This is a genomic window from Bradyrhizobium sp. BR 10261 (genome assembly GCF_019455395.1).
GTDB classification, from domain to species: Bacteria; Pseudomonadota; Alphaproteobacteria; order Rhizobiales; family Xanthobacteraceae; genus Bradyrhizobium; species Bradyrhizobium manausense.
The window spans coordinates 106,552-127,289 of record NZ_JACOFQ010000006.1; the positions used below are offsets into that span (position 1 = coordinate 106,552).

The window sequence follows — 20,738 nt, forward strand, 5'->3', positions numbered from 1 at the left end:
CGGCAGGTCGTGAATTGGCTGGTGGGGATCCGAGGAGCAAGGCTGTGTTTCAGCGTATCATCGACGGCATCAGCGCATCGACGGGCACGACCGTACGATTGACCTCGCTGGCGGCAGGTGCGGCGCTCGCGCTGTTCATCACCACATGCTTCCTCTGCGCCGCGGCCTTCATCTCGGTCCTCGACAAATACGGCCCGGTTCAGGCCTGCCTTGCCGGCGCCGGCATCTTCTTCCTGCTGACGCTCGCTGCCGCGGGAAGCTATTGGGGCTACAAACGGGAAATCCGGACACGCGCCCGTATCGCGGCCGAGCGCGCCGCGAAGGCCGCTCCGAGCATGCTCGCCGATCCCATGCTGATCGCCACAGGCCTGCAGATCGTCCGCGCCATCGGGGTCAAACGGCTGCTACCGATCCTGGCGATCGGGGGCGTTGCGCTTGGCATCATGGCAAGCCGCATCGGCGTCCCCGACGAGGCACCGGCCGAGCCCGCCGAATAGGACCGAGTCGCGCTAAGAAAGTTGCGCCGACAACCGAGCAGGAAGGGTCGCGGCGACTCGACGCGCCGCCTCTGCGCAATATTTCGCCAGTCGCGGAAAATCCTTGTGGCTTCACGTAATCGCTACTCGGATAGGCAGACGGTTGCCGTTAAAAGCATCGCCCTGATTCCAAATGAAATAATTAGCAATGAAGCCGTCCGTCAAGGCGAACCTCGCCGCATTCCAACACGACGCCAGGCTCTATTTGACGCTCGGCATTGCCAACTGGTCGGTGTTCGTCGACCACATTCCGAACAATGTCGTCAATCTGCTGACGCTGCGCAACTTCGGCTTCAGCGGCGCCGCCGACCTGTTCGTGTTCGTGGTCGGCTATGGCGTTGCCATCATCCACGGCAGGATGGCGCTGGAGCGCGGCTATGTCGTCGCCGCAACACGCATCTTTCGCCGCGTCTGGCGGCTCTATGCCGCCTATGTGGTGCTGTTCGTGATCTACATCGACGCCATCGCTTACGTCGCCTCGCAATCGATGGCGCCGGAGATCATCAGCGAGTACAACATCTCGGGGATTCTCGAGCACCCGTTGCGCATCCTGGTCCAGGGATTGGTGCTCCAGGAAGAGCCGCTCAATCTCGACCTTCTGCAGCTGATGATTCCGCTGATGGCATTCTTTCCGCTTGCCTTGTGGGGCCTGCTGCGGCGTCCGAACGTGACTCTGGCGGCTTCTGTCGCACTCTATCTGGCTGCACGCCGGTTTGGCTGGGCGTTTCACGCCTATCCTGACCTGGAATGGACATTCAACCCGCTGTGCTGGCAGATGCTGATGGTGCTCGGCGGCTGGTTCGCCGTCACTGGCGCGTCAGGACACAAGCTTCACAGGCTCTCGTGGCTACGCGTGCTCGCCGGCGCCTATCTCGTGTTCGCGATGGCCATCACCTTGATGCGCCATTCGCCGACGCTCTCTACTTATTTGCCTGACATCGTGCTCAACGCCATCTCGCCGACCGACAAGGAAAATCTGGCGCCCTATCGCGTGCTCCATTTCCTCGCGCTCGCGTTCCTTGCGACCTATCTCATCCCGTCTGACCATCCGGGGCTGCAATGGAAGTCGCTCCAGATGGTCATCAAATGCGGCGAGGAATGGCTTGCCATATTCTGCATCGGCGTCTTCCTGTCTTTCGCCGGCCATCTCATCCTGATCACCGGCGCCAATCTGGTCGTGATGCAGATCGGGGTGAGCCTGGCCGGTTTCGCCGTGATGACGGCGGTCGCCTATTATATTTCCTGGTCGAAGCGCCAGGACGAGCCGGCGGCCTTGCGGCAACGGGCCTGATTATCGTGCGATTTTGCTAGGCCGGGAACCTCCGCTGCGCTATGCGGAATGAGGTGGCCCTGTGGCAATGGCGGCCTCTGCGCAAGGAGAGACCGGCTTGGTCATGGCGAAACACACGAGCGATGCGGCCGAGGGTGCACCCCGGCGCGGCCGGCCGCGATCCATCGAGACCACCAACGCCATCCTCGAAAGCGCCTATGCGCTGATGGCTGCGACCGGCCTTGCCGCGACCACGATCGACGCGGTGGCACGCCACTCCAACGTCTCCAAGATGACCATCTACAAATGGTGGCCGTCGCGGGAGGCGCTGCTGATCGACGCCTTTCTCCATCACGCCGCCCAAATGCTGCCGCTGCCGCCGGCGAGCGCGGGCACGCCCGCCGTGCGCGCCCGCCGCCATGCCGTGGCCTATGCCGAAGCCCTGCAGGGCGAGTTCGGCAAGGTGCAGCTTGCCGTGATCTCCGAATGCATCTCCAAGACTGGCTCGGCCGAGCTGTTCTATGCCCGCTATCTGCAATTCCGCCGCGACGCGCTGGTGGAGATGATCGCGGCCGGCCAGCGCGACGGCAGCATTCTGGCGCAAGCGCCGGCCGAAGATCTCTACGACGCCATCTATGGCAGCCTGTTCTACCGCTACGTCTTCGGCATCGCGCCAATCACGCCGGCCTATGCGCGGTCGCTGGTTGACCTGGTCTTGCGGCCGAAGGGCTAAAGCTGGCGCACAGGATACGGCTCAATCTCACATCCCCCACAGGAGCATCGTTCCCATCATGGTCAAGCGCATCCTGCCCTACGAAGGACTGCTCCACGAAGTGGTCGAGCATGCAGGCGTTCTCTACATCGGCGGAATCGTCCCCGAGGACACGAGCCAGGACATGTCGGGTCAGGCCAATGATGTGCTCGGGCAGCTGTCGCGTCTGCTCGAGACTCTCGGATCCGACATGGCGAACGTCCTGCAGGTGACCATCTTCATGACTGATCTCAGCGAGAAGGCTGCATTCAACGCGGCCTGGAAAGCGCATTTTGCGGGAGCTCATTTGCCGGCGCGTGCCGCCGTCGGCGTGGCCGATCTCGGCCCCGGCGTCAAGCTCGAGATGACCGCCATCGCGGCTCGCGTGAGCGCGGCCTGAAGCGCGGGCGACAAGCCTGCGTCGCGCCTACTTCGCCGGGCGCACCGGCGCGGAAATCTTGTCCGTACGGTCGCGCTCGGTCATGTCGACGACCGTCTCCATCGGAGCCGTCAGCTCGTAGACATAAGAGACGTCGGTGAAGTAGCGCTTGGCGTTGCCGCCGAGCGCTTCGGGGGCGACGCGGTCGAGCAGGATCAGGCCGAAATCCGAATCCGGGCGACGCGTCGCCTCGCTGGTGTTGAACTCCTCCCAGCGGAAATGAAACACAGTCTCGGGCTCATCACCCGTCACCGTCCAGTTCGCGGTGATGTGTGGATGCTTGCCGACCAGCGACAGGCCTTCATCCGAATGCGAGGCGAGCTCGAAGAACAGCAGCGACAGGCTTTGCGCGGCGCGCGCGCTGACGGCGATATCAGGACCGCTGACGGCGATGCGGTCAGCGTGCGGAATCGCGCGCGCCTCGAACAGGCCCTTCAGCTTGACGCCCTGCCATTGGCTCTCGCTGAGCAGCGAGACCACGTTGGACATGGCGTGGATGCGGCCGATCAAGAGCTCGCGCGCAACGTCGATGTCGGAGCCATGGCGCAGCGTGCGCGTCACGATCGACTGGATCACCGCGAGAATGTTCTTCACGCGATGATTCAGCTCGTCGATGACGGCCGTCAGCCGCCGCTCGAAGCCGATCCGCACCTGGATCTCGCGGCTTAGCCTTAAGTTGTTGTAGGCGACGTAACCGAACAGGCCGCACACCATCGCGGTGATGGCAAAGCCGATCGCCGCCACGATGATCGCGGTCTGCTCGGCGCGCCGCGCCGAATTGGTCTTGGCGTAATAGCCGAGCTGCCAGTCGCGGCCGCCGAAGCTGATGGTGCGCGTCGCCGACGGTGCCGGCCCGTCCGGCGACGTCATGCGGGTCGAGACGACGCCCTGGTCGCTGGCAACGAGCTCGCTGCCCTCCTTGCGCGGATCCTTCAGCGCGACCGAGAACAACGACAGGTCGTCATTGGTCAGCATCAGCGAGGCCAGCTCGTAGGAAAACGTGACGAAGCCGGCCGGATCGGTCGCGCCTTCGGGAATGACGGGGGCCGCCACGATGACGCCGATCGGTCCGTTCTCACGCAACAACGGTATCGGATCGGAGGCAACCGATCGTTTCTCGACCCTGGCCCGGGTCAGCATCGCACTGCGAACCGGGTCGTCATCATAGCTTCGGCCTGGCAGCGTCTTGGTCTCGTCGCTGCGCGGCTCGAGGTCCATCAGCACATCTATCGGCTGCGTTACGCTTGCCGGATCGATTGGCTTGTCGTTGAAACCACGGATCTGCGGCTTCGGGAAGCCGGCGGCGGCAATGGCGGCCTGCGCCGCGGCGAGCTCGCTCGGGCGAAGCCGGGCAACCCAGCCGGCCACCACGAAGTCGGTCTTGAAGGCGTAGATCGCCGAGCGCAGCGGCTCCAGCATGTTGGGCTTCAGCACCGATGGCGCCCGGAACAGGCCTGAGGCGACACGCGCCAGCAGCTCACGCTCGGTCGAACGGTCCTGGACCAGGCTCGCATGAACGTCGATCGCGCGCGCCAGCGCGATCCGGTCCAGCGCCAGCTCCTGATCGTGGACACGATAGGCCGCAAGCCCCGAGAGCAAGGCTCCGAGCAGAGCGATGAAGCCGATGATGAAACCCAGCCGGACCACGCGACTACTCAGGCGAAGGAAGAAGGTCGGCAATAAACACGGAGCATATGAACGCCGCTCGAACGGCCATGTGCCGAAACAGGGTGGACCCCAGTGGCAAGGATAATGACGGAGGAGGCATCTGTACGCAACTTGGGTCGCCCAAAAAGCTTAATCCGCCCGGCCGATCGTCTGACCATTTGCGGCTTTGCCCCGGGCACCGGAGGTAGATAATCGCCGTGCCCGAAATTTGTTCCGTTGGCTGCGTTTTGCCTTAGGCGTTAACGGCGGGAAAGGCCTGCGCCGCGGCGCCGCGGCCCGTTAGCCCGTCCGCTTCAATCCGCTCGTTTAAGACCACCTTTGGTCTCGATGAAGCTGACGATGCGGTCGAGCCCGTCGCTCTTTTTGAGATTGGTCATGACAAAGGGGCGCTCGCCGCGCATGCGTTTGGCATCCGTGTTCATCTTCTCCAGGGACGCACCGACATGAGGAGCGAGGTCGATCTTGTTGATGACCAGCAGGTCGGAACGGGTGATGCCCGGGCCACCCTTGGAGGGGATCTTGTCGCCGGCGGCAACGTCGATCACGTAGATGGTGAGGTCGGCAAGCTCCGGGGAAAAGGTGGCAGCGAGATTGTCGCCGCCGGATTCGATCAGCACGAGATCGAGCCCGGGAAATTTCGCGCGCATGTCGGCGACCGCCGCAAGGTTCATCGAGGCGTCCTCACGGATCGCAGTGTGCGGACAGCCACCCGTCTCGACGCCGGCGATGCGATCCGGCGTCAGCGAACCCGAGCGCACAAGGAATTCCGCATCCCATTTGGTGTAGATGTCATTTGTGATCGCTGCGATGTCGTAACGCTCGCGCATGGTCTTGCAGAGCAGGTCCATCAGCGCGGTCTTGCCCGATCCGACGGGACCGCCGACGCCGACGCGCAAAGGGCCGTGAGATTTCGACATAGATATATCCTATCGTCGTCCTGGCCTAGTGCGCAATTGCGCACGGGAGCCAGGACCCATTACCACCGTATTCCATTGTTGCGGCAAGCTGGAGCCGCATCCCTGCATCACCACACACATTTGGGGTAATGGGTCGTCTTTCGCCAGGACGACGGCGGAGGATGCCGCTCGCTCATGACCGAAACAGCCGCGTATATTGCGTCTCGTGGCGCAGGCTGGCGAGATCGGCGCGAAAGGTCGCGCTGCCGAGATCGTCCAGTGTCGCGCTCAGCGCGCGGCTCGCGGTCGCAGCGACGGCAGTTTCCAGCCTCACCAGCACGCGCTGGCTGTCGGTCTGACCGAGCGGAATCAGCCGGCTCGCCGCGGAAATCCAGTTCGAGACCAGCGCATGCAGGAAGGCGTGCAGCGTCGCTGCCAGGGGCACGCCGTGCAGCGCGGCGACAACGCCGACCGCAACGGGATAGACTAGTGGCGTGCGGCATGCCGCGACCATGGCATCCAGGCCGTCCGCATTCCACGCCGCGCGCGAGATGTCGATGAAGGCGCGGCCTTGCGAGATGGTTTCGAGCTGCCGCTCGCGCGACGGCACGAAGGCGGCGGCGAGCTCGGCGACGTCACTCAGAGCAGCATCTTCGCCCGCCTCGGCGGCACGGTAAGCATGAACGAGAAACGTCGCGTCACAAGCGCCGGAGCCGTCACTAAGCATGGCATCGAGCCAATTGGCGAGCGACGAGATGTCTGTGATATCGCCGGCCTCAACTGCCCATTCGATGCCGCTGGAATAGGAGAAGCCGCCGACGGGAAATGCCGGCGACAGCCACGTCATCAGCCGGTACAGCGCCGCCGCCTCGCGTTCGGCGAGGTCGCCGGCACCGTCAGGCTCATTTGTGGTCATGAGCATGCTTGTGGCCGTGATGATGGTCGGGATGGTCGCAATGTTCGTCATGGTGATGGTCGTGATCATGCCCATGGTCATGCGCGGCATGATCATGATGATGATCATGGCCGTGATGATGATCATGGTGACCGTGATCATGATGTGCATGATCGTGATGGCCGTGATCATCGTGGCCATGCGCATGACCGGCATCGGCGTAGGCCCCACCCTCAGGATCGAACGGCGCCTCGATCTCGACCACCTTCGCGCCAAGCCCCTTCACCATGGCTTCAATGACGTGATCGCGGCGAATGCGCAAGGCTTTGGTCATGAGCTGCGTCGGCAGATGGCGGTTGCCGAGATGCCAGGCCACACGAATGAGGTGGTGCGGATCGCGGCCGCGGATCTCGAGCAGCGGCTCGGGCGCTGCCACCACTTCGACGAGCCTTCCGTCCTCCAGCACCAGCGCGTCGCCGCCGCGCAGCGCAACGGCGTTTTCCAGGTCGAGCAGGAATTCGAGGCCTCGCGTCCCTGTCATCGCCATGCGGCGGCGGTGCCGATCGTCGAAATCGAGCACGACCGTATCCGCCGGCGTTTCCGTGAAGCGGTGCTGCCCCTTAACCTGCGTCGCCCGGATCATTCGCCGTTACCTCGTCTCGACCTTCTCGGGCGTGATATATTCGATCTTCGGCGGCGCCGTGAAGCACTTTACCGCGACCCGGCCGAACGTCTTCATGTGCTCGGCGGCACGATGTGGCCCCAGCGCCTCCATGTTCTCCCACTGCTCGACGAACACCATCTTGGTGGGATCGGTCACGCTCTCGTGCAGATCGTAGGCGATATTGCCGGGCTCCTTCCGCGTCTCCTTGATGCAGGCGGTGGCGGCTGCGATGAACTCGGCACGCGTTTCGGGCTTGATGGTCAAGGTGGCGACGACGTAGATCACGAGAAATCCTCCCGGCTTTTCTTCTCTGGTTAGATACCGGGCGAGACATTAGACCAGCCGGGATCGAACGCAAAACCGGAAAAGCCGTCCCCGGATGTGCCGGGGACATGCGTTGAGGCGCTATTTCAGTACATGAAATATCGCTGTGCCATCGGCAGCACCTCGGCGGGCGGACAGGTCAGCAACTCGCCGTCGGCGCGCACCTCGTAGGTCTCCGGATCGACCTCAATATTGGGCGTGGCGTCGTTGTGGATCATGCTCTTCTTGGAGATCCTGCTGCGGGTGTTCTGGACCGCATAGAGCTTCTTCTCGATGCCGAGCTTGCGGGCGAGCCCGCCGGTGACGGCAGCCTTGGAAGTGAAGACCACCGAGGACGCCGTACGGGCCTTGCCGAAGGCGCCGAACATCGGCTGATAGTGCACAGGCTGCGGCGTCGGGATCGAGGCGTTGGGATCACCCATCGGAGCTGCAACGATGGTGCCGCCCTTGACGATGCAATCAGGCTTGACGCCGAAGAAGGCCGGCGACCACAGCACGAGATCGGCGAGCTTGCCCTTCTCCACCGAGCCGATCAGCTTCGACACGCCATGCGCGATCGCGGGGTTGATGGTGTATTTGGCGATGTAGCGCTTGACACGGAAATTGTCGTTGTCCTTGCCCTTGTCCTGCGGCAGCGACCCGCGCTGCTTCTTCATCTTGTCGGCGGTCTGCCAGGTACGGATGATGACCTCACCGAGGCGACCCATCGCCTGGGAGTCCGAGGACATCATGGAGAGCGCGCCGAGGTCGTGCAGAATGTCTTCGGCCGCGATGGTCTCCTTGCGGATGCGGCTTTCGGCGAACGCGAGATCCTCCGCAATCGAGGGATCGAGGTGGTGACACACCATCAGCATGTCCAGATGCTCGTCGATGGTGTTGCGGGTGAAGGGCCGCGTCGGGTTGGTCGAGGACGGCAGCACGTTCTTGAGCCCTGCGACCTTGATGATGTCAGGCGCGTGGCCGCCGCCGGCGCCTTCGGTGTGGAAGGCGTGAATGGTGCGGCCCTTGAAGGCCTTGATGGTGTCCTCGACGAAGCCTGACTCGTTCAGCGTGTCGGAATGCAGCATGACCTGGACGTCGTAATCGTCGGCGACGGACAAGCAGTTGTCGATCGCGGCCGGCGTCGTGCCCCAATCCTCGTGCAGTTTTAGTGCGCAGGCGCCGGCCTTGACCATCTCGACCAGAGCAGCGGGCCGCGAGGCGTTGCCCTTGCCTGATATGCCGAGATTGACCGGAAAGGCGTCGAACGACTGGATCATCCGCGCGATATGCCAGGGGCCGGGTGTGCAGGTCGTAGCGAAGGTGCCGTGCGACGGACCGGTACCACCGCCCAGCATCGAGGTGACGCCACTCATCAGCGCGTGCTCGATCTGCTGCGGGCAGATGAAATGGATGTGGCTGTCGAAGCCGCCTGCGGTGAGGATCTTGCCTTCGCCCGCGATCACGTCCGTGCCCGGGCCGATGATGATGGTGACGCCCGGCTGGATGTCGGGATTGCCGGCCTTGCCGATCGCCGAGATCATGCCGTCCTTGATGGCGACGTCGGCCTTCACGATGCCCCAGTGATCGACGATCAGCGCATTGGTGATGACGGTATCGGCCGCGCCCTGCTTGTTCGTCACCTGCGATTGGCCCATGCCGTCACGGATCACCTTGCCGCCGCCGAACTTCACCTCCTCGCCATAGGTGGTGAAATCCTTCTCGACCTCGATGATGAGATCGGTGTCGGCCAGCCGCACCTTGTCACCGGTGGTCGGGCCGAACATGTCGGCGTAGACGGAACGCTTCATCTTGACGGACATCACAAGCCCCGTTTGCGTTTGAATTCTTGGTCAGTGCTCACAGCGAAGCCCTCGCCTTTCGCACCATGTGGTCGAATGTCGTCTCGAGCCAGGCGTTGCCGCCACGGCAGCCGGCGACGACCTGCTCGGCCCAGCCGGTGTAATCGGCGAGATCGTCGCGCTCTTCCGCGGTCGGATCGGAGTGAATGCGCGCCCCGATATTGCTGATCTTGTCGGCGATCTTGATCAGCTTTGCGCCGGGAGATTTGTGCGGAGCGTCCTCGATCTGCTTCCGCCGCCGCTCGGCCTTCGACAGGTTCATGTCGTCGGTGCACTCGGCGACGAGCCCGGCGACACGCTTGGAGAATTTTTGCGCCAGCTCCTCGCGCGTGGTCTCGGTGTCCTCGATCGTATCGTGCAGCCAGCCGGCAGCAACGAGCTCGGCATCGGCGCCATCGCTCGCCGTTGCCAGCAGGTTCGCGACCTCCGCGAGATGATTGATGTAGGGCTCCTTCCCCCGACCCTTGCGCGCCATGCCGTTGTGCCGGCGCGCGGCCAGTTCAGCAGCTTCGGAGATAAGGCGGATGGCAGGCAGCATGCCTCACAGCTTCCCCATCACGTCGCCGCGAAAACCGTAGATCGTCTTCTTGCCCGCCAGCGCCACGAGCTGGACCTCGCGGGTCTGGCCGGGCTCGAAGCGGACGGCGGTGCCGGCGGCGATGTCGAGGCGCATGCCGCGGGACTTCTTGCGGTCGAATTTCAGCGCCGGGTTGGTCTCGAAGAAATGATAGTGCGAGCCGACCTGGATCGGGCGGTCGCCGGTATTGGCGACCGTCAGTGTCACGGTCTTGCGGCCGGCATTGAGCTCGATCTCGCCGTCCTGGATGAAGAGTTCGCCGGGGATCATGTTGTGCCTTTCTCGGTCATTCCGGGGCAGCCCGCAGGGCTGAACCCGGAATCTCGATCAACAATCTCTGGATTCCGGGCCGCCCTTCCACCTTCGCTCTTCGAGCTTCGGCGGACAAGTCGGGCGCGCCGGAATGACGCGTGTGTCTAGCGGATCGGTTCGTGCACGGTGACGAGCTTGGTGCCGTCGGGGAACGTCGCCTCGACCTGAATGTCGTGGATCATCTCGGGGATGCCAGGCATCACCTGGTCGCGGGTGAGCACCTGCGCGCCCGACTGCATCAGCTCGGCGACGGTGCGGCCGTCGCGCGCGCCCTCGAGGATGAAATCGGAGATGATCGCGATCGCCTCGGGATGGTTGAGCTTGACGCCGCGATCTAGCCTGCGGCGCGCCACGATGGCGGCCATCGAGATCAGAAGCTTGTCCTTTTCGCGGGGAGACAGGTTCATGCGAAATCTCTTCGGTTCAACACTTCAATTCAGCCGGCCGTCAATTCAGCCAGAGTCGCGGCAAGGCCGCACCGGTGCGCGCCAGCACGGCCATCATGTCGGCACGCAAACGCGCCGCATCTTGGGCACAGAACCGCGCCATTGCAAAGCCATTCCAGGCTGAAATCCCGACCTCTCCGGCGAAAGAATCCGACCTCTCGCGGAGGCGTTCGACCAATGCCTCGTCGCCCGGCACGATCAGCGCCGTGCCGATCGCGGCAGCGCCCTTCGCGACCGCCGGTCGCGCGAGCTTCGCACCGATATCGCCGTCGAGCCTGACGGTCTCCGCAAAGACCAGCCTGCCGCCACGGGAGAGCCGCCAGCGGTCGACAAATTCGCCCTGCTCCATTCGCTCGCCCATGGCGGTGCGGCCGAATACGACAATTTCACAAAGCAGCAGGGAGGCGGCATCGTCGAGCTCGATGTCGAAGCGGCGATGGACCCGCGCGCGGTCGAACAGGATTGTCTCCTGCGGCAGCCAGCCGAGATGCGCGCCGGCGCCAACCTTCAGGGAAATGTTGAGCTGCGCTGCCGCCCCCGGCGTGCGGTAGACCTTTTCCGCGGCTGCCGTGGTCAGCGTCAGACGCGCAGTCTCAGCGGCCGAGATCTCGACATCGAAGCGGTCGCCGCCGGCGACGCCGCCGGCCGTGTTGACGAACACGCCGGACAGGCCGTCATCCTCCGGCGAGGGAAAGCGCACCCGGAGCGAGCCGGATTCATGCAAGGCGCCCCGCCGCGTCACGCCGTCACGGGCGTGCACGTCGAAGCGCACGGCACCACGGGCGCGATTGGCTTCGAACACCGAAGATGTCGCCAAAGATGTGACCAAGGCGTCGCTGCGCATCCGTCTCCCCCAGCCGGCCGCGGCAGGATTTCTCTAGCCTACAATGCCCCGGCCTACAGCGCCATCTGGCGGCTGATCTCGCTTGGGTCGAGATTGGAGCGGTCGCAGGTGAATTTCACCGCACCACGATCCATCACCGCAAAGCTGTCGCCGAGTTCGCAGGCAAAGTCGAGATATTGTTCGACCAGCACGATGGCGATGTTGCCGAGGTTGCGCAAGTAAGAGATCGCCCTGCCGATGTCCTTGATGATCGAGGGCTGGATGCCCTCGGTCGGCTCGTCGAGCAGCAGCAATTTTGGCCGCATCACCAGCGCGCGGCCGATCGCGAGCTGCTGCTGCTGGCCGCCGGAGAGGTCGCCACCGCGCCGGCCGAGCATGGATTGCAGCACCGGAAACAGCGAGAACACATCGTCGGGAATGTTCTTGTCCTGGCGCTTGAGCGGGCCGAAGCCGGTCTTGAGGTTCTCCTCGACAGTCAGCAGCGGAAAGATCTCGCGGCCCTGCGGCACGAAGCCGATGCCCTTGCGCGCCCGCTCATAGGGCTTGAGGCCGCTAATGTCGCCGCCGTCGAACAGGATCGCGCCCGAGGAGATCGGATATTGCCCGACCATGGCGCGCAGCAGCGAGGTCTTGCCGACGCCGTTGCGACCGAGCACGCAGGTCACCTTGCCGGGTTCGGCGGCGATCGAGACGCCGCGCAGCGCCTGCGCCGCGCCGTAGAACAGGTTGATGTCCTTGACCTCAAGCATTGCTCAGCGTCCCAGATAGACTTCGATGACCCGGTCGTTCGACGAGACCTGGTCAATGGTTCCTTCGGCGAGCACGGTGCCTTCGTGCAGACAGGTGACCTTGACCCCGAGCTCGCGCACGAATGTCATGTCGTGCTCGACCACCATGACGGTGTGGGTCTTGTTGATCTCCTTGAGCAGCTCGGCAGTGAGGTGGGTCTCGACGTCGGTCATGCCGGCGACGGGCTCGTCGACGAGGAGCAGTTTCGGATCCTGCGCGAGCAGCATGCCGATCTCGAGCCACTGCTTCTGGCCGTGGCTGAGGCTGCCGGCGAGGCGGTTGCGGGCGTCGGTGAGGCGGATCGTCTCCAGCACCTTGTCGATGCGCTCGGACTCGGCCCTGCTGCCGCGCCAGAACAGCGTGCCCTTGACGCTGTGATCGACATTGAGCGCCAGCAGCAGATTGTCCTGCACGGTCTGGCTCTCGAACACCGTCGGCTTCTGGAATTTGCGGCCGATGCCGAGCTCGGCGATGCGGGTCTCGTCGAGCCGCGTCAAATCGGTGACGCCGTCGAACAACACGGTGCCCTCGTCCGGCTTGGTCTTGCCGGTGATGATGTCCATCATCGTGGTTTTGCCGGCGCCGTTCGGGCCGATGATGGCGCGCATCTCGCCGGGCGCAAGCGTCAGCGACAGATTGTTGATGGCGTGGAAACCATCGAACGAGACGTGCACGCCGTCGAGATAGAGCATCGCGGAGGTCGCGCGGGTATCCATGACGTTCATGACCGCTACTCCGCCATCTTCGGTTCGGTGATGCCGTCTTCAGCCGCCGCGCTCGCACTCGTCGCGGCCGGACGCCTCTCCTTGGCCTGTTCGCGCCAGGCGCTGAAGGTGCCGACGATGCCCTTGGGCAGCAGCAGCGTCACCAGGATGAACAGCGCGCCCAGCATGAACAGCCAGTACGGGGCCAGCACACCCGAGGTGAAGAAGGTCTTTGCGTAGTTGACGACGATGGCACCGAGCGCCGCACCGACCAGCGTGCCGCGGCCGCCGACCGCGACCCAGATCACCGCCTCGATCGAATTGCCCGGCGCGAATTCGGATGGGTTGATGATGCCGACCTGCGGCACATAGAGCGCGCCGGCAACGCCGGCCATGCAGGCCGACAGCGTGAACACGAACAGCTTGTAGGATTCGACGCGGTAGCCGAGGAAGCGGCTGCGCGATTCGGCGTCGCGGATCGCGATCAGCACCTTGCCGAGCTTGGAGGACACGACGGAGCGGCAGATCAGGAAGCTGAAGATCAGCGCCAGACAGCTCAGCCCGAACAGCGCGGCACGGGTGCCCTCGGCCTGGACGTTGAAGCCCAGGATGTCCTTGAAGTCGGTCAGGCCGTTATTGCCGCCGAAGCCGAAATCATTGCGGAAGAAGGCGAGCAGCAGCGCATAGGTCATCGCCTGCGTGATGATCGACAGATAGACGCCGGTGACGCGGGAGCGGAAGGCGAGCCAGCCGAAGCAAAAGGCGAGCAGGCCCGGCACGACAAGCACCATCAACGCCGCGAACCAGAACATGTCGAAGCCGTACCAGTACCAGGGCAGCTTCTGCCAGTTCAGGAACACCATGAAGTCGGGCAGGATGGGATTGCCGTAGACGCCGCGGGTGCCGATCTGCCGCATCAGGTACATGCCCATCGCGTAGCCGCCGAGCGCGAAGAAGGCGCCGTGGCCGAGCGAGAGAATGCCGCAATAGCCCCAGATCAGGTCGATCGAGAGCGCCAGGATGGCGTAGCAGACATATTTGCCCCAGAGCGCGACCAGATAGGTCGGCACCTGCAGGAACGAGCCTGCCGGCAGCAGCAGGTTGGAGAGCGGGATGAGGATGCCGCAGGCGGCGACGACCATCAGGAAGATCGCCGCGCCGCGGTCCAGCGATCGCGTCAGCATGTGAGGGGTCATGCTTCCACCGCACGGCCCTTGAGCGCGAACAGGCCGCGCGGCCGCTTTTGAATGAACAGGATGATCAGGACCAGGATCGCGATCTTGCCGAGCACAGCGCCGGCGACCGGCTCCAGGAACTTGTTGGCGATGCCGAGCGTGAAGGCGCCGACCAGCGTGCCCCAGAGATTGCCGACGCCGCCGAACACCACGACCATGAAACTGTCGATGATGTAGCTCTGGCCGAGATTGGGGCTGACATTGTCGATCTGCGACAGCGCCACGCCGGCGATGCCGGCAATGCCCGACCCGAGCCCGAAGGTCAGCGCGTCGACGCGCGAGGTGGCAATGCCCATCGAGGCCGCCATGCGCCGGTTTTGCGTCACGGCGCGCATCTCGAGGCCCAGCGCCGTGTAGCGCAGCATGGCGAGCAGGATCACGAACACCGCCAGCGTGAAGCAGAGGATCCAGAGCCGGTTATAGGTGATGGTGATCTGGCCGAGCTCGAACGCACCGCTCATCCAGGAGGGGTTGCCGACCTCGCGGTTGGTCGGGCCGAACATCGTGCGCACCGCCTGCTGCAGCACCAGCGACAGGCCCCAGGTCGCGAGCAGCGTCTCCAGCGGCCGGCCATAGAGAAAGCGGATGATGCTGCGCTCGATCAGCACGCCGATGGCGCCGGCGACGAGGAAGGCGAGCGGCACCGCGATCAGCAGCGAATAGTCGAACAGAGCGGGATAGCGGGTGCGGATCACCTCCTGCACCACGAAGGTGGTGTAGGCCCCCAGCATCACCATCTCGCCATGGGCCATGTTGATGACGCCCATCACGCCGAAGGTGATGGCAAGCCCGATCGCGGCGAGCAGCAACACCGAGCCGAGCGAAAGGCCGTACCAGGCATTCTGCACCGTGGACCAGACCGCCAGCGTATTCTGGATCGAGCCGATCGCGCTCGTCGCGGCCTTCGCGACGGAGGCCGGCTGGTCGGCGCCGATGTCGGAGAGCAGCGCCAGCGCGTCCTGATCGCCGCGCGCCTTGATGGTGGCGACGGCCTCGAGCTTCTGGACTTCGGTGGCGTCGGACTTGAACAGCAGGATCGCCGCCCGTGCCTCGCCGAGCGCGGTCTTGGCCGATTTATTGCTCTCCTTGGCGAGCGCGCTTTCGACCGCCTCGAGCGCGGTCTCTTCATGCGACTTGAAGACGGATTGAGCGGCCTGGAGCCGCGCGCCGAGATCGGGCGACTGCAGCGTCAGGCTGCCGAGCGCAGCATCGACGCTGCGGCGCAGGCGGTTGTTGAGACGGACGGCGCTGGCGCTGTCAGGCACGCTGGCGACGGGCTCACCGGTCGCGGCGTCGATCGACTTGCCGTCGGTGCCGGTGACGTAAACTTTCTTGGTGTCAGGATCAGCCATGAGGCGGCCGTCCTGCAGTGCGCTGATGATCGGAAAGGCGAGCTTGTTGCCGCTGCTTGCGACCGCGCCGATCGCCTCGTCCGTATCCGAATAATCGTCGTTGGCGAATTTGGCGACTGCATCCTCGAACGGACCGGCCAAGGCCGGCAATGCGAACGCGATCAGGAACAGCGACAGGACAAGGCTGCAGAAACGAGCGGACAATTTGGTTGGCACTGTGGATCACCCCGGCAGAAGTGGGGAGAAGACGGCGGAATAGCCGTCTTCTCCCGTCGTGCAGTCGAATGTCAGGTCCGGATCAGGAGCCGGAGCCGAGGCACTTGTTGGTCTTGGTGTTGAAGTTGCCGCACTTCTTGCCGACCCAGTCGCCGATCAGGTCCTTGGAGCCCTCGAGCTCCTTCGACCAGGCGTCGCCCGCCACCAGACCCGGGGTCTTCCAGACCACGTCGAATTGGCCGTTGCCCTTGATCTCGCCGATGAACACCGGCTTGGTGATGTGGTGGTTCGGCAGCATCTTCGAAGTACCACCGGTCAGGTTCGGCGCCTCGATGCCGGGAAGCGCATCGATCACCTTGTCCGGATCGGTCGACTTCACCTTCTCGACGGCCTTGATCCACATGTTGAAGCCGATCACGTGGGCTTCCATCGGATCGTTGGTCGTGCGCTTCGGGTTCTTGGTGTAGGCCTGCCAGTCCTTGATGAACTTCTCGTTCGCCGGGGTCTTGATCGACTGGAAGTAGTTCCAGGCGGCGAGATGGCCGACCAGCGGCTTGGTGTCGATGCCGGCGAGCTCTTCCTCACCCACCGAGAACGCGACCACCGGGATGTCCTTCGCCTTGATGCCCTGGTTGCCGAGCTCCTTGTAGAAGGGGACGTTGGCGTCGCCGTTGATGGTGGAGACCACCGCCGTCTTCTTGCCGGCCGAGCCGAACTTCTTGATGTCGGCCACGATCGTCTGCCAGTCGGAATGGCCGAACGGCGTGTAGTTGATCATGATGTCTTCCTGGGCGACACCCTTCGACTTCAAATAGGCTTCCAGGATCTTGTTGGTCGTGCGCGGATAGACGTAGTCGGTGCCCGCGAGCACCCAGCGCTTCACCTTCTCGTCCTTCATCAGGTAATCGACGGCAGGGATCGCCTGCTGGTTCGGCGCAGCACCGGTGTAGAACACGTTGCGCTCGGACTCCTCACCCTCGTACTGCACGGGGTAGAACAGGATGTTGTTGAGTTCCTTGAACACCGGCAGCACCGACTTGCGCGACACCGAGGTCCAGCAGCCGAACACGACCGAGACCTTGTCCTTGGTGATCAGCTCGCGCGCCTTTTCGGCGAACAGCGGCCAGTTCGAGGCGGGGTCGACGACAACGGCCTCGAGCTTCTTGCCGAGCACGCCGCCCTTTTTGTTCTGCTCGTCGATCAGGAAGAGAATGGTGTCCTTCAGCGTGGTTTCGCTGATGGCCATGGTGCCCGAGAGGGAGTGCAGGACGCCGACCTTGATGGTGTCGTCCGCAGCCTTCGCGCCGGAAATGGACGCCAAACCGAGCAACAGTCCGGTGGTCGCGGCGAGCACGCCGCGGCGGCTAAATGACGCCGCTATATCGTGAATGGATTTGGTAGGCATGGATGTATCATCTCCCTGACGCAGACGTGAAAACGCTGCGAAACGGCCCCACGGCCGCTTGCGATTAACGGAATCGCAAGAACCATGCCATGGGCTCGGCACCTGCCAAGTGATTGGTCGATCTAGACAATTCCGCCGCTATCAAACTTTAGCCGCAGTCTGGCCGCTCAAAATTTAGGCAGATAAATTGTATGCGCATGCGGCAGCCAGTTCATTTTTTGAGCAAAATGGGCTCATTGGCTAAATTTCCGGCATAACTATTTTTGCACCGCCATCGATCCCGGCCGACGGCCCGCCTTGAAAGCGCCCCGTCAATGTTCCATATGAGGGTGGAGATCGCTTGCGAATCGAGCGGTCGTAGCGAGCCGCGTGTTCTTAAGCCCCCACGGGCCTCTGGCTTGCCCCATATCTCCCAAGCCATCCGACACCCCAAACACGCAGGTGTCTTCTCGACACCCTTATGCACGCGCCCCGCTGATTGCGTCGGGCGCCGGCATTTGACATGGAAAGAACCCATCTTTTGACTTCGTTTCAGGACTTCGGCCTCGCCGAACCCATCGCACGTGCTCTCGCCGAAGAGAATTACGTCACCCCGACCCCGATCCAGGCCCAAACCATTCCGCTGGCGCTGACCGGCCGCGACGTCGTCGGCATCGCCCAAACCGGCACCGGCAAGACCGCGTCCTTCGCGCTGCCGATCCTGCATCGCCTGCTCGAGAACCGGATCAAGCCACAGCCCAAGACGGCCCGCGTGCTGGTGCTCTCGCCGACCCGCGAACTGTCCGGGCAGATCCTCGACAGCTTTAACGCCTATGGTCGCCACATTCGCCTGTCCTCGACGCTCGCCATCGGCGGCGTGCCGATGGGTCGCCAGGTCCGCGCCCTGATGCAGGGCGTCGACGTGCTGGTTGCCACCCCCGGCCGCCTGCTCGACCTCGTGCAGAGCAACGGGCTGAAGCTTGGCAGCGTCGAGTTCCTCGTGCTCGACGAGGCTGATCGCATGCTCGACATGGGCTTCATCAACGACATCCGCAAAATCGTCGCGAAACTCCCGATCAAGCGACAGACGCTGTTCTTCTCCGCCACCATGCCGAAGGACATTGCCGAGCTCGCCGATTCCATGCTGCGTGATCCGGCGCGCGTCGCGGTGACCCCGGTCTCCTCGACCGCCGAGCGCATCAACCAGCGCATCATCCAGGTGGATTTCCCGGCCAAGGCCACCTTCCTGACCAAGCTGCTGAAGGACGAGCCGATCAACCGCGCGCTGGTTTTCACCCGCACCAAGCACGGCGCCGACAAGGTCGTGAAGACGCTGGAACGGGCCGGCATCCCCGCCAGCGCGATCCACGGTAACAAATCGCAGAACCATCGCGAGCGCACGCTGGCGCAGTTCCGCTCCGGCGAAATCCGCACCCTGGTCGCCACCGACATCGCCGCCCGTGGCATTGACGTTGACGGCATCAGCCACGTCATCAACTACGACCTGCCGAACGTGCCGGAGACCTATGTGCACCGGATCGGCCGGACCGCGCGCGCCGGCGCCGACGGCACCGCGATCTCGCTGGTCGCCGGCGGCGAGGAACTCAGCTATCTCCGCGACATCGAGCGGCTGATCAAGGTGGCGCTGCCGCGCGAGGACCTCCGCACGGATGCCGGCCGCCGCGATGCCGGCGCTCCCCCGCCCCAGCAACAACGGCAGGGCCGGCCGGGCGGCCGCCCGGGCCAGCGCCCGCAAAGCGCACGGCATGGCGACGGACGGCGTAGCGACGACAGGCATGCCGACGGACGCCATCACAGCTCCGGCAAGCCGAGCGACGGGCGGCCCGGAGAGGGCCGTCATGGCGAGGCGCGGCATGTGGACGGCAGGCCCGGAAACGGCTCCAAGGGCTCTCGTCGCCGCCGCTCCGGTGGTAAGATGCATTCGCCAAACGAACGCCCGGAACAGCGTTCCGCGCATAGCGCAGGAGCGCCTGATGGGATACAAGGCGTGGCCTTTTTGCGCCGTGAGAGTCGGCCGAACGGCCACCCGAACCGCAAACCCCATTCGCACTAGCCGTCCACGACCTGGAGAAATTCATGGCTAAGGAAGAGCTGATCCAGTTCGAAGGACTGGTCACCGAAATCCTCCCCGACGCGCGGTACCGCGTCCAGCTCGACGCCGGGCACGAGATCGTCGCCTATACCGCCGGCAAGATGAAGAAAAACCGCATCAAGACGCTGGCGGGAGACCGCGTGACGGTGGAAATGTCGCCCTACGACCTCGAAAAGGGCCGGCTGATTTTCCGTCACAAGGACGAACGGCCCGCGACCGCCGGTGGACCGCCGCGCGGTGGCCCCCAGCGCGGCGGCCAGTTCCGCCGCCGCTGATCTGCCCTCGCCCCGCCTGGGCGCGGAATTAAAATGCTGACCTGTATGCTGATCCGCCGCGGGCATCACGGCGGATCAAAAAATCGTGCACGTCAGCATTGTTTTGAGGCCTTAATTCCAATAAAATGAATTAATCGATTTTCGGCCGGACGACATTAGCATCCACCGGTACAGCCGGTTCAGACACGCTGACGACCCTTCCAAAAATTCGATCTAACCTGCCTGCGCGAGCGGGCTCTACCATTGTGTATCTGAGAAGGGACTATCCCCGTGAGCATGGGAACCGTGAAGTGGTTTAACGCGACCAAGGGCTATGGCTTCATCCAGCCCGACGACGGCGGCAAGGACGTGTTCGTTCACATCAGCGCCGTCGAGCGCGCCGGCCTCGGCTCGCTGCGCGAAGGCCAGAAGGTCTCCTACGAGATCGTCGCCGATCGCCGGTCCGGCAAGTCGGCTGCCGACAATCTCCGCGACGCAGGCTGACATCCAACGCGCACCTTGCGAGGCGCGCACCTGGATCAGCCTGAACGCACCGAACAACGGAAAAGGCCGTGCGGAACGCACGGCCTTTTTTCATGTCCGAGGGGCAGATGGGCTCAATAGGTCGTGCATGTCGTGCCCGGGCTGTAATAGACGCAGGCGGACAGGCGCGGGCGGGTGTAGGCGACGTCGCTCAGCGTGATCAAATTCTTGAGCACGTAGCCGACCGACGGCGTGTAGATGTAGCTGACCTCGCTGAAGATCAGATAGGTGTTGGCGACAGCGAGCGTCGTGGGAATTGAGACAGTGGATCTCTGCGCCCGCGGGGCCGCCCCCTTGCTCCACTGCACATGCGCCGTCTGCGTCGAATCCACGTAAAGTTCGGTGATCGTCGCCGACACGGGCGTCGCGTCATAAGGCGTCATGATCGCGGTCGAGGCCGCGAAGAAATTGGTCATGTCGGTGTCGGCGACAGTGGTCGACTGCGAAGTGAGGTCCGCCAGCGTCCGCGCCATCAGCGTCACCTTGCGATCGATCGCTATAGCTGACGAGAATTCGACGGTGCCGAACATCATCACCAGCATCAGCGGAACGATCACCGCGAATTCGGTCGCGGCAAGACCTCTGCCGTCGGCAAGGAATTCGCACGCCGAAAAACCGGCCGCCCGCCATAATCTTGCAATCGCCTGCATCGCCGTGCCCGATCCGTTGTCCTAAGGCGCGATGA

At 63.7% G+C, this 20,738-nt stretch carries 23 protein-coding genes; 7 read left to right on the top strand and 16 right to left on the bottom strand.

Annotation, left to right across the window (positions count from 1 at the left end; genetic code table 11):
- The first annotated feature begins 44 nt into the window (after nucleotides 1-44).
- The 4 genes from HYH07_RS08725 to HYH07_RS08740 all read left to right on the top strand — a co-directional run bounded on the left by HYH07_RS08725 (nucleotide 45) and on the right by HYH07_RS08740 (nucleotide 2,957).
- A complete protein-coding gene (locus HYH07_RS08725) occupies nucleotides 45-497 on the top strand; it encodes a hypothetical protein (protein ID WP_220002118.1) in 453 nt (150 codons plus the stop codon).
- 187 nt (nucleotides 498-684) lie between these two features.
- The gene (locus HYH07_RS08730; RefSeq protein WP_220002119.1) at nucleotides 685-1,827 is read left to right on the top strand and encodes an OpgC domain-containing protein; all 1,143 of its coding nucleotides are present in this window, start codon (nucleotides 685-687) and stop codon (nucleotides 1,825-1,827) included.
- Between the two features lie 103 nt (nucleotides 1,828-1,930).
- The gene (locus HYH07_RS08735; RefSeq protein WP_220002120.1) at nucleotides 1,931-2,539 is read left to right on the top strand and encodes a TetR/AcrR family transcriptional regulator; all 609 of its coding nucleotides are present in this window, start codon (nucleotides 1,931-1,933) and stop codon (nucleotides 2,537-2,539) included.
- A 58-nt stretch (nucleotides 2,540-2,597) separates the two neighbouring features.
- A complete protein-coding gene (locus HYH07_RS08740; protein ID WP_220002121.1) occupies nucleotides 2,598-2,957 on the top strand; it encodes a RidA family protein in 360 nt (119 codons plus the stop codon).
- 27 nt (nucleotides 2,958-2,984) lie between these two features.
- On the opposite strand, the gene HYH07_RS08745 is transcribed toward HYH07_RS08740, so the two are convergent.
- From HYH07_RS08745 to urtA, 15 genes are all read right to left on the bottom strand, one after another.
- Nucleotides 2,985-4,643 carry an HWE histidine kinase domain-containing protein gene (locus HYH07_RS08745; protein WP_220002122.1) on the bottom strand — a complete coding sequence of 553 codons (1,659 nt, stop codon included), beginning with the start codon at nucleotides 4,641-4,643 and terminating at the stop codon, nucleotides 2,985-2,987.
- A gap of 314 nt (nucleotides 4,644-4,957) precedes the next feature.
- Nucleotides 4,958-5,581, bottom strand: a complete 624-nt coding sequence (ureG, locus tag HYH07_RS08750; RefSeq protein WP_128949754.1) for an urease accessory protein UreG — start codon at nucleotides 5,579-5,581, stop codon at nucleotides 4,958-4,960.
- Nucleotides 5,582-5,753: 172 nt separating this feature from the next.
- Nucleotides 5,754-6,482: an urease accessory protein UreF gene (locus tag HYH07_RS08755; RefSeq protein WP_220002263.1), complete on the bottom strand. Its 729-nt coding sequence runs from the start codon at nucleotides 6,480-6,482 to the stop codon at nucleotides 5,754-5,756.
- Nucleotides 6,463-7,098 carry an urease accessory protein UreE gene (ureE, locus tag HYH07_RS08760; protein WP_220002123.1) on the bottom strand — a complete coding sequence of 212 codons (636 nt, stop codon included), beginning with the start codon at nucleotides 7,096-7,098 and terminating at the stop codon, nucleotides 6,463-6,465. Before ureE ends, HYH07_RS08755 begins: the two co-directional genes overlap by 20 nt.
- A gap of 6 nt (nucleotides 7,099-7,104) precedes the next feature.
- A complete protein-coding gene (locus tag HYH07_RS08765) occupies nucleotides 7,105-7,404 on the bottom strand; it encodes a putative quinol monooxygenase (protein ID WP_057759418.1) in 300 nt (99 codons plus the stop codon).
- A gap of 125 nt (nucleotides 7,405-7,529) precedes the next feature.
- On the bottom strand, nucleotides 7,530-9,245 hold the full coding sequence (gene ureC / locus HYH07_RS08770) for an urease subunit alpha (RefSeq protein WP_220002124.1): 1,716 nt from the start codon (nucleotides 9,243-9,245) through the stop codon (nucleotides 7,530-7,532).
- A 37-nt stretch (nucleotides 9,246-9,282) separates the two neighbouring features.
- A complete protein-coding gene (locus HYH07_RS08775; RefSeq protein WP_220002125.1) occupies nucleotides 9,283-9,822 on the bottom strand; it encodes an HD domain-containing protein in 540 nt (179 codons plus the stop codon).
- 3 nt (nucleotides 9,823-9,825) lie between these two features.
- Nucleotides 9,826-10,131 (bottom strand): urease subunit beta, encoded by a 306-nt coding sequence (locus HYH07_RS08780; protein ID WP_220002126.1) that lies wholly within the window; start codon nucleotides 10,129-10,131, stop codon nucleotides 9,826-9,828.
- Between the two features lie 146 nt (nucleotides 10,132-10,277).
- A complete protein-coding gene (locus HYH07_RS08785) occupies nucleotides 10,278-10,580 on the bottom strand; it encodes an urease subunit gamma (RefSeq protein ID WP_007605424.1) in 303 nt (100 codons plus the stop codon).
- A 40-nt stretch (nucleotides 10,581-10,620) separates the two neighbouring features.
- The gene (locus tag HYH07_RS08790; protein WP_220002127.1) at nucleotides 10,621-11,463 is read right to left on the bottom strand and encodes an urease accessory protein UreD; all 843 of its coding nucleotides are present in this window, start codon (nucleotides 11,461-11,463) and stop codon (nucleotides 10,621-10,623) included.
- A gap of 53 nt (nucleotides 11,464-11,516) precedes the next feature.
- Nucleotides 11,517-12,212 carry an urea ABC transporter ATP-binding subunit UrtE gene (urtE, locus tag HYH07_RS08795; protein ID WP_220002128.1) on the bottom strand — a complete coding sequence of 232 codons (696 nt, stop codon included), beginning with the start codon at nucleotides 12,210-12,212 and terminating at the stop codon, nucleotides 11,517-11,519.
- Nucleotides 12,213-12,215: 3 nt separating this feature from the next.
- Nucleotides 12,216-12,977: an urea ABC transporter ATP-binding protein UrtD gene (gene urtD, locus HYH07_RS08800; protein ID WP_057759432.1), complete on the bottom strand. Its 762-nt coding sequence runs from the start codon at nucleotides 12,975-12,977 to the stop codon at nucleotides 12,216-12,218.
- A 5-nt stretch (nucleotides 12,978-12,982) separates the two neighbouring features.
- On the bottom strand, nucleotides 12,983-14,152 hold the full coding sequence (gene urtC / locus HYH07_RS08805) for an urea ABC transporter permease subunit UrtC (RefSeq protein WP_220002129.1): 1,170 nt from the start codon (nucleotides 14,150-14,152) through the stop codon (nucleotides 12,983-12,985).
- Nucleotides 14,149-15,759 carry an urea ABC transporter permease subunit UrtB gene (gene urtB / locus HYH07_RS08810; RefSeq protein ID WP_220002130.1) on the bottom strand — a complete coding sequence of 537 codons (1,611 nt, stop codon included), beginning with the start codon at nucleotides 15,757-15,759 and terminating at the stop codon, nucleotides 14,149-14,151. Before urtB ends, urtC begins: the two co-directional genes overlap by 4 nt.
- Before the next feature lie 82 nt (nucleotides 15,760-15,841).
- Nucleotides 15,842-17,164: an urea ABC transporter substrate-binding protein gene (urtA, locus tag HYH07_RS08815; RefSeq protein ID WP_057759438.1), complete on the bottom strand. Its 1,323-nt coding sequence runs from the start codon at nucleotides 17,162-17,164 to the stop codon at nucleotides 15,842-15,844.
- Nucleotides 17,165-17,666: 502 nt separating this feature from the next.
- Between urtA and HYH07_RS08820 the strand changes: the two genes are divergently transcribed.
- The 3 genes from HYH07_RS08820 (at nucleotide 17,667) to HYH07_RS08830 (ending at nucleotide 20,014) form a co-directional block, all read left to right on the top strand.
- A complete protein-coding gene (locus tag HYH07_RS08820) occupies nucleotides 17,667-19,217 on the top strand; it encodes a DEAD/DEAH box helicase (protein WP_220002131.1) in 1,551 nt (516 codons plus the stop codon).
- A 23-nt stretch (nucleotides 19,218-19,240) separates the two neighbouring features.
- Nucleotides 19,241-19,531, top strand: coding sequence for a translation initiation factor IF-1 (gene infA, locus HYH07_RS08825; protein ID WP_008546913.1), 291 nt, complete (start codon nucleotides 19,241-19,243; stop codon nucleotides 19,529-19,531).
- Nucleotides 19,532-19,801: 270 nt separating this feature from the next.
- Nucleotides 19,802-20,014: a cold-shock protein gene (locus tag HYH07_RS08830; protein WP_057759442.1), complete on the top strand. Its 213-nt coding sequence runs from the start codon at nucleotides 19,802-19,804 to the stop codon at nucleotides 20,012-20,014.
- Between the two features lie 113 nt (nucleotides 20,015-20,127).
- Here HYH07_RS08830 and HYH07_RS08835 read toward each other — a convergent pair whose 3' ends face one another.
- Nucleotides 20,128-20,703 (bottom strand): TadE/TadG family type IV pilus assembly protein, encoded by a 576-nt coding sequence (locus HYH07_RS08835; protein ID WP_220002132.1) that lies wholly within the window; start codon nucleotides 20,701-20,703, stop codon nucleotides 20,128-20,130.
- Nucleotides 20,704-20,738 lie beyond the last annotated feature (35 nt).

Excerpts from the sequence above, each read along its gene's own strand:
- HYH07_RS08730 (WP_220002119.1), top strand. The coding sequence starts at position 685 with ATGAAGCCGTCCGTCAAGGCGAACCTCGCCGCATTCCAACACGACGCC.
- HYH07_RS08735 (WP_220002120.1), top strand. The coding sequence starts at position 1,931 with ATGGCGAAACACACGAGCGATGCGGCCGAGGGTGCACCCCGGCGCGGC.
- HYH07_RS08740 (WP_220002121.1), top strand. The coding sequence starts at position 2,598 with ATGGTCAAGCGCATCCTGCCCTACGAAGGACTGCTCCACGAAGTGGTC.
- ureG (WP_128949754.1), bottom strand. The coding sequence starts at position 5,581 with ATGTCGAAATCTCACGGCCCTTTGCGCGTCGGCGTCGGCGGTCCCGTC.
- HYH07_RS08755 (WP_220002263.1), bottom strand. The coding sequence starts at position 6,482 with ATGCTCATGACCACAAATGAGCCTGACGGTGCCGGCGACCTCGCCGAA.
- ureE (WP_220002123.1), bottom strand. The coding sequence starts at position 7,098 with ATGATCCGGGCGACGCAGGTTAAGGGGCAGCACCGCTTCACGGAAACG.
- ureC (WP_220002124.1), bottom strand. The coding sequence starts at position 9,245 with ATGTCCGTCAAGATGAAGCGTTCCGTCTACGCCGACATGTTCGGCCCG.
- HYH07_RS08775 (WP_220002125.1), bottom strand. The coding sequence starts at position 9,822 with ATGCTGCCTGCCATCCGCCTTATCTCCGAAGCTGCTGAACTGGCCGCG.
- HYH07_RS08780 (WP_220002126.1), bottom strand. The coding sequence starts at position 10,131 with ATGATCCCCGGCGAACTCTTCATCCAGGACGGCGAGATCGAGCTCAAT.
- HYH07_RS08785 (WP_007605424.1), bottom strand. The coding sequence starts at position 10,580 with ATGAACCTGTCTCCCCGCGAAAAGGACAAGCTTCTGATCTCGATGGCC.
- HYH07_RS08790 (WP_220002127.1), bottom strand. The coding sequence starts at position 11,463 with ATGCGCAGCGACGCCTTGGTCACATCTTTGGCGACATCTTCGGTGTTC.
- urtE (WP_220002128.1), bottom strand. The coding sequence starts at position 12,212 with ATGCTTGAGGTCAAGGACATCAACCTGTTCTACGGCGCGGCGCAGGCG.
- urtD (WP_057759432.1), bottom strand. The coding sequence starts at position 12,977 with ATGAACGTCATGGATACCCGCGCGACCTCCGCGATGCTCTATCTCGAC.
- urtC (WP_220002129.1), bottom strand. The coding sequence starts at position 14,152 with ATGACCCCTCACATGCTGACGCGATCGCTGGACCGCGGCGCGGCGATC.
- urtA (WP_057759438.1), bottom strand. The coding sequence starts at position 17,164 with ATGCCTACCAAATCCATTCACGATATAGCGGCGTCATTTAGCCGCCGC.
- HYH07_RS08820 (WP_220002131.1), top strand. The coding sequence starts at position 17,667 with ATGGAAAGAACCCATCTTTTGACTTCGTTTCAGGACTTCGGCCTCGCC.
- infA (WP_008546913.1), top strand. The coding sequence starts at position 19,241 with ATGGCTAAGGAAGAGCTGATCCAGTTCGAAGGACTGGTCACCGAAATC.
- HYH07_RS08835 (WP_220002132.1), bottom strand. The coding sequence starts at position 20,703 with ATGCAGGCGATTGCAAGATTATGGCGGGCGGCCGGTTTTTCGGCGTGC.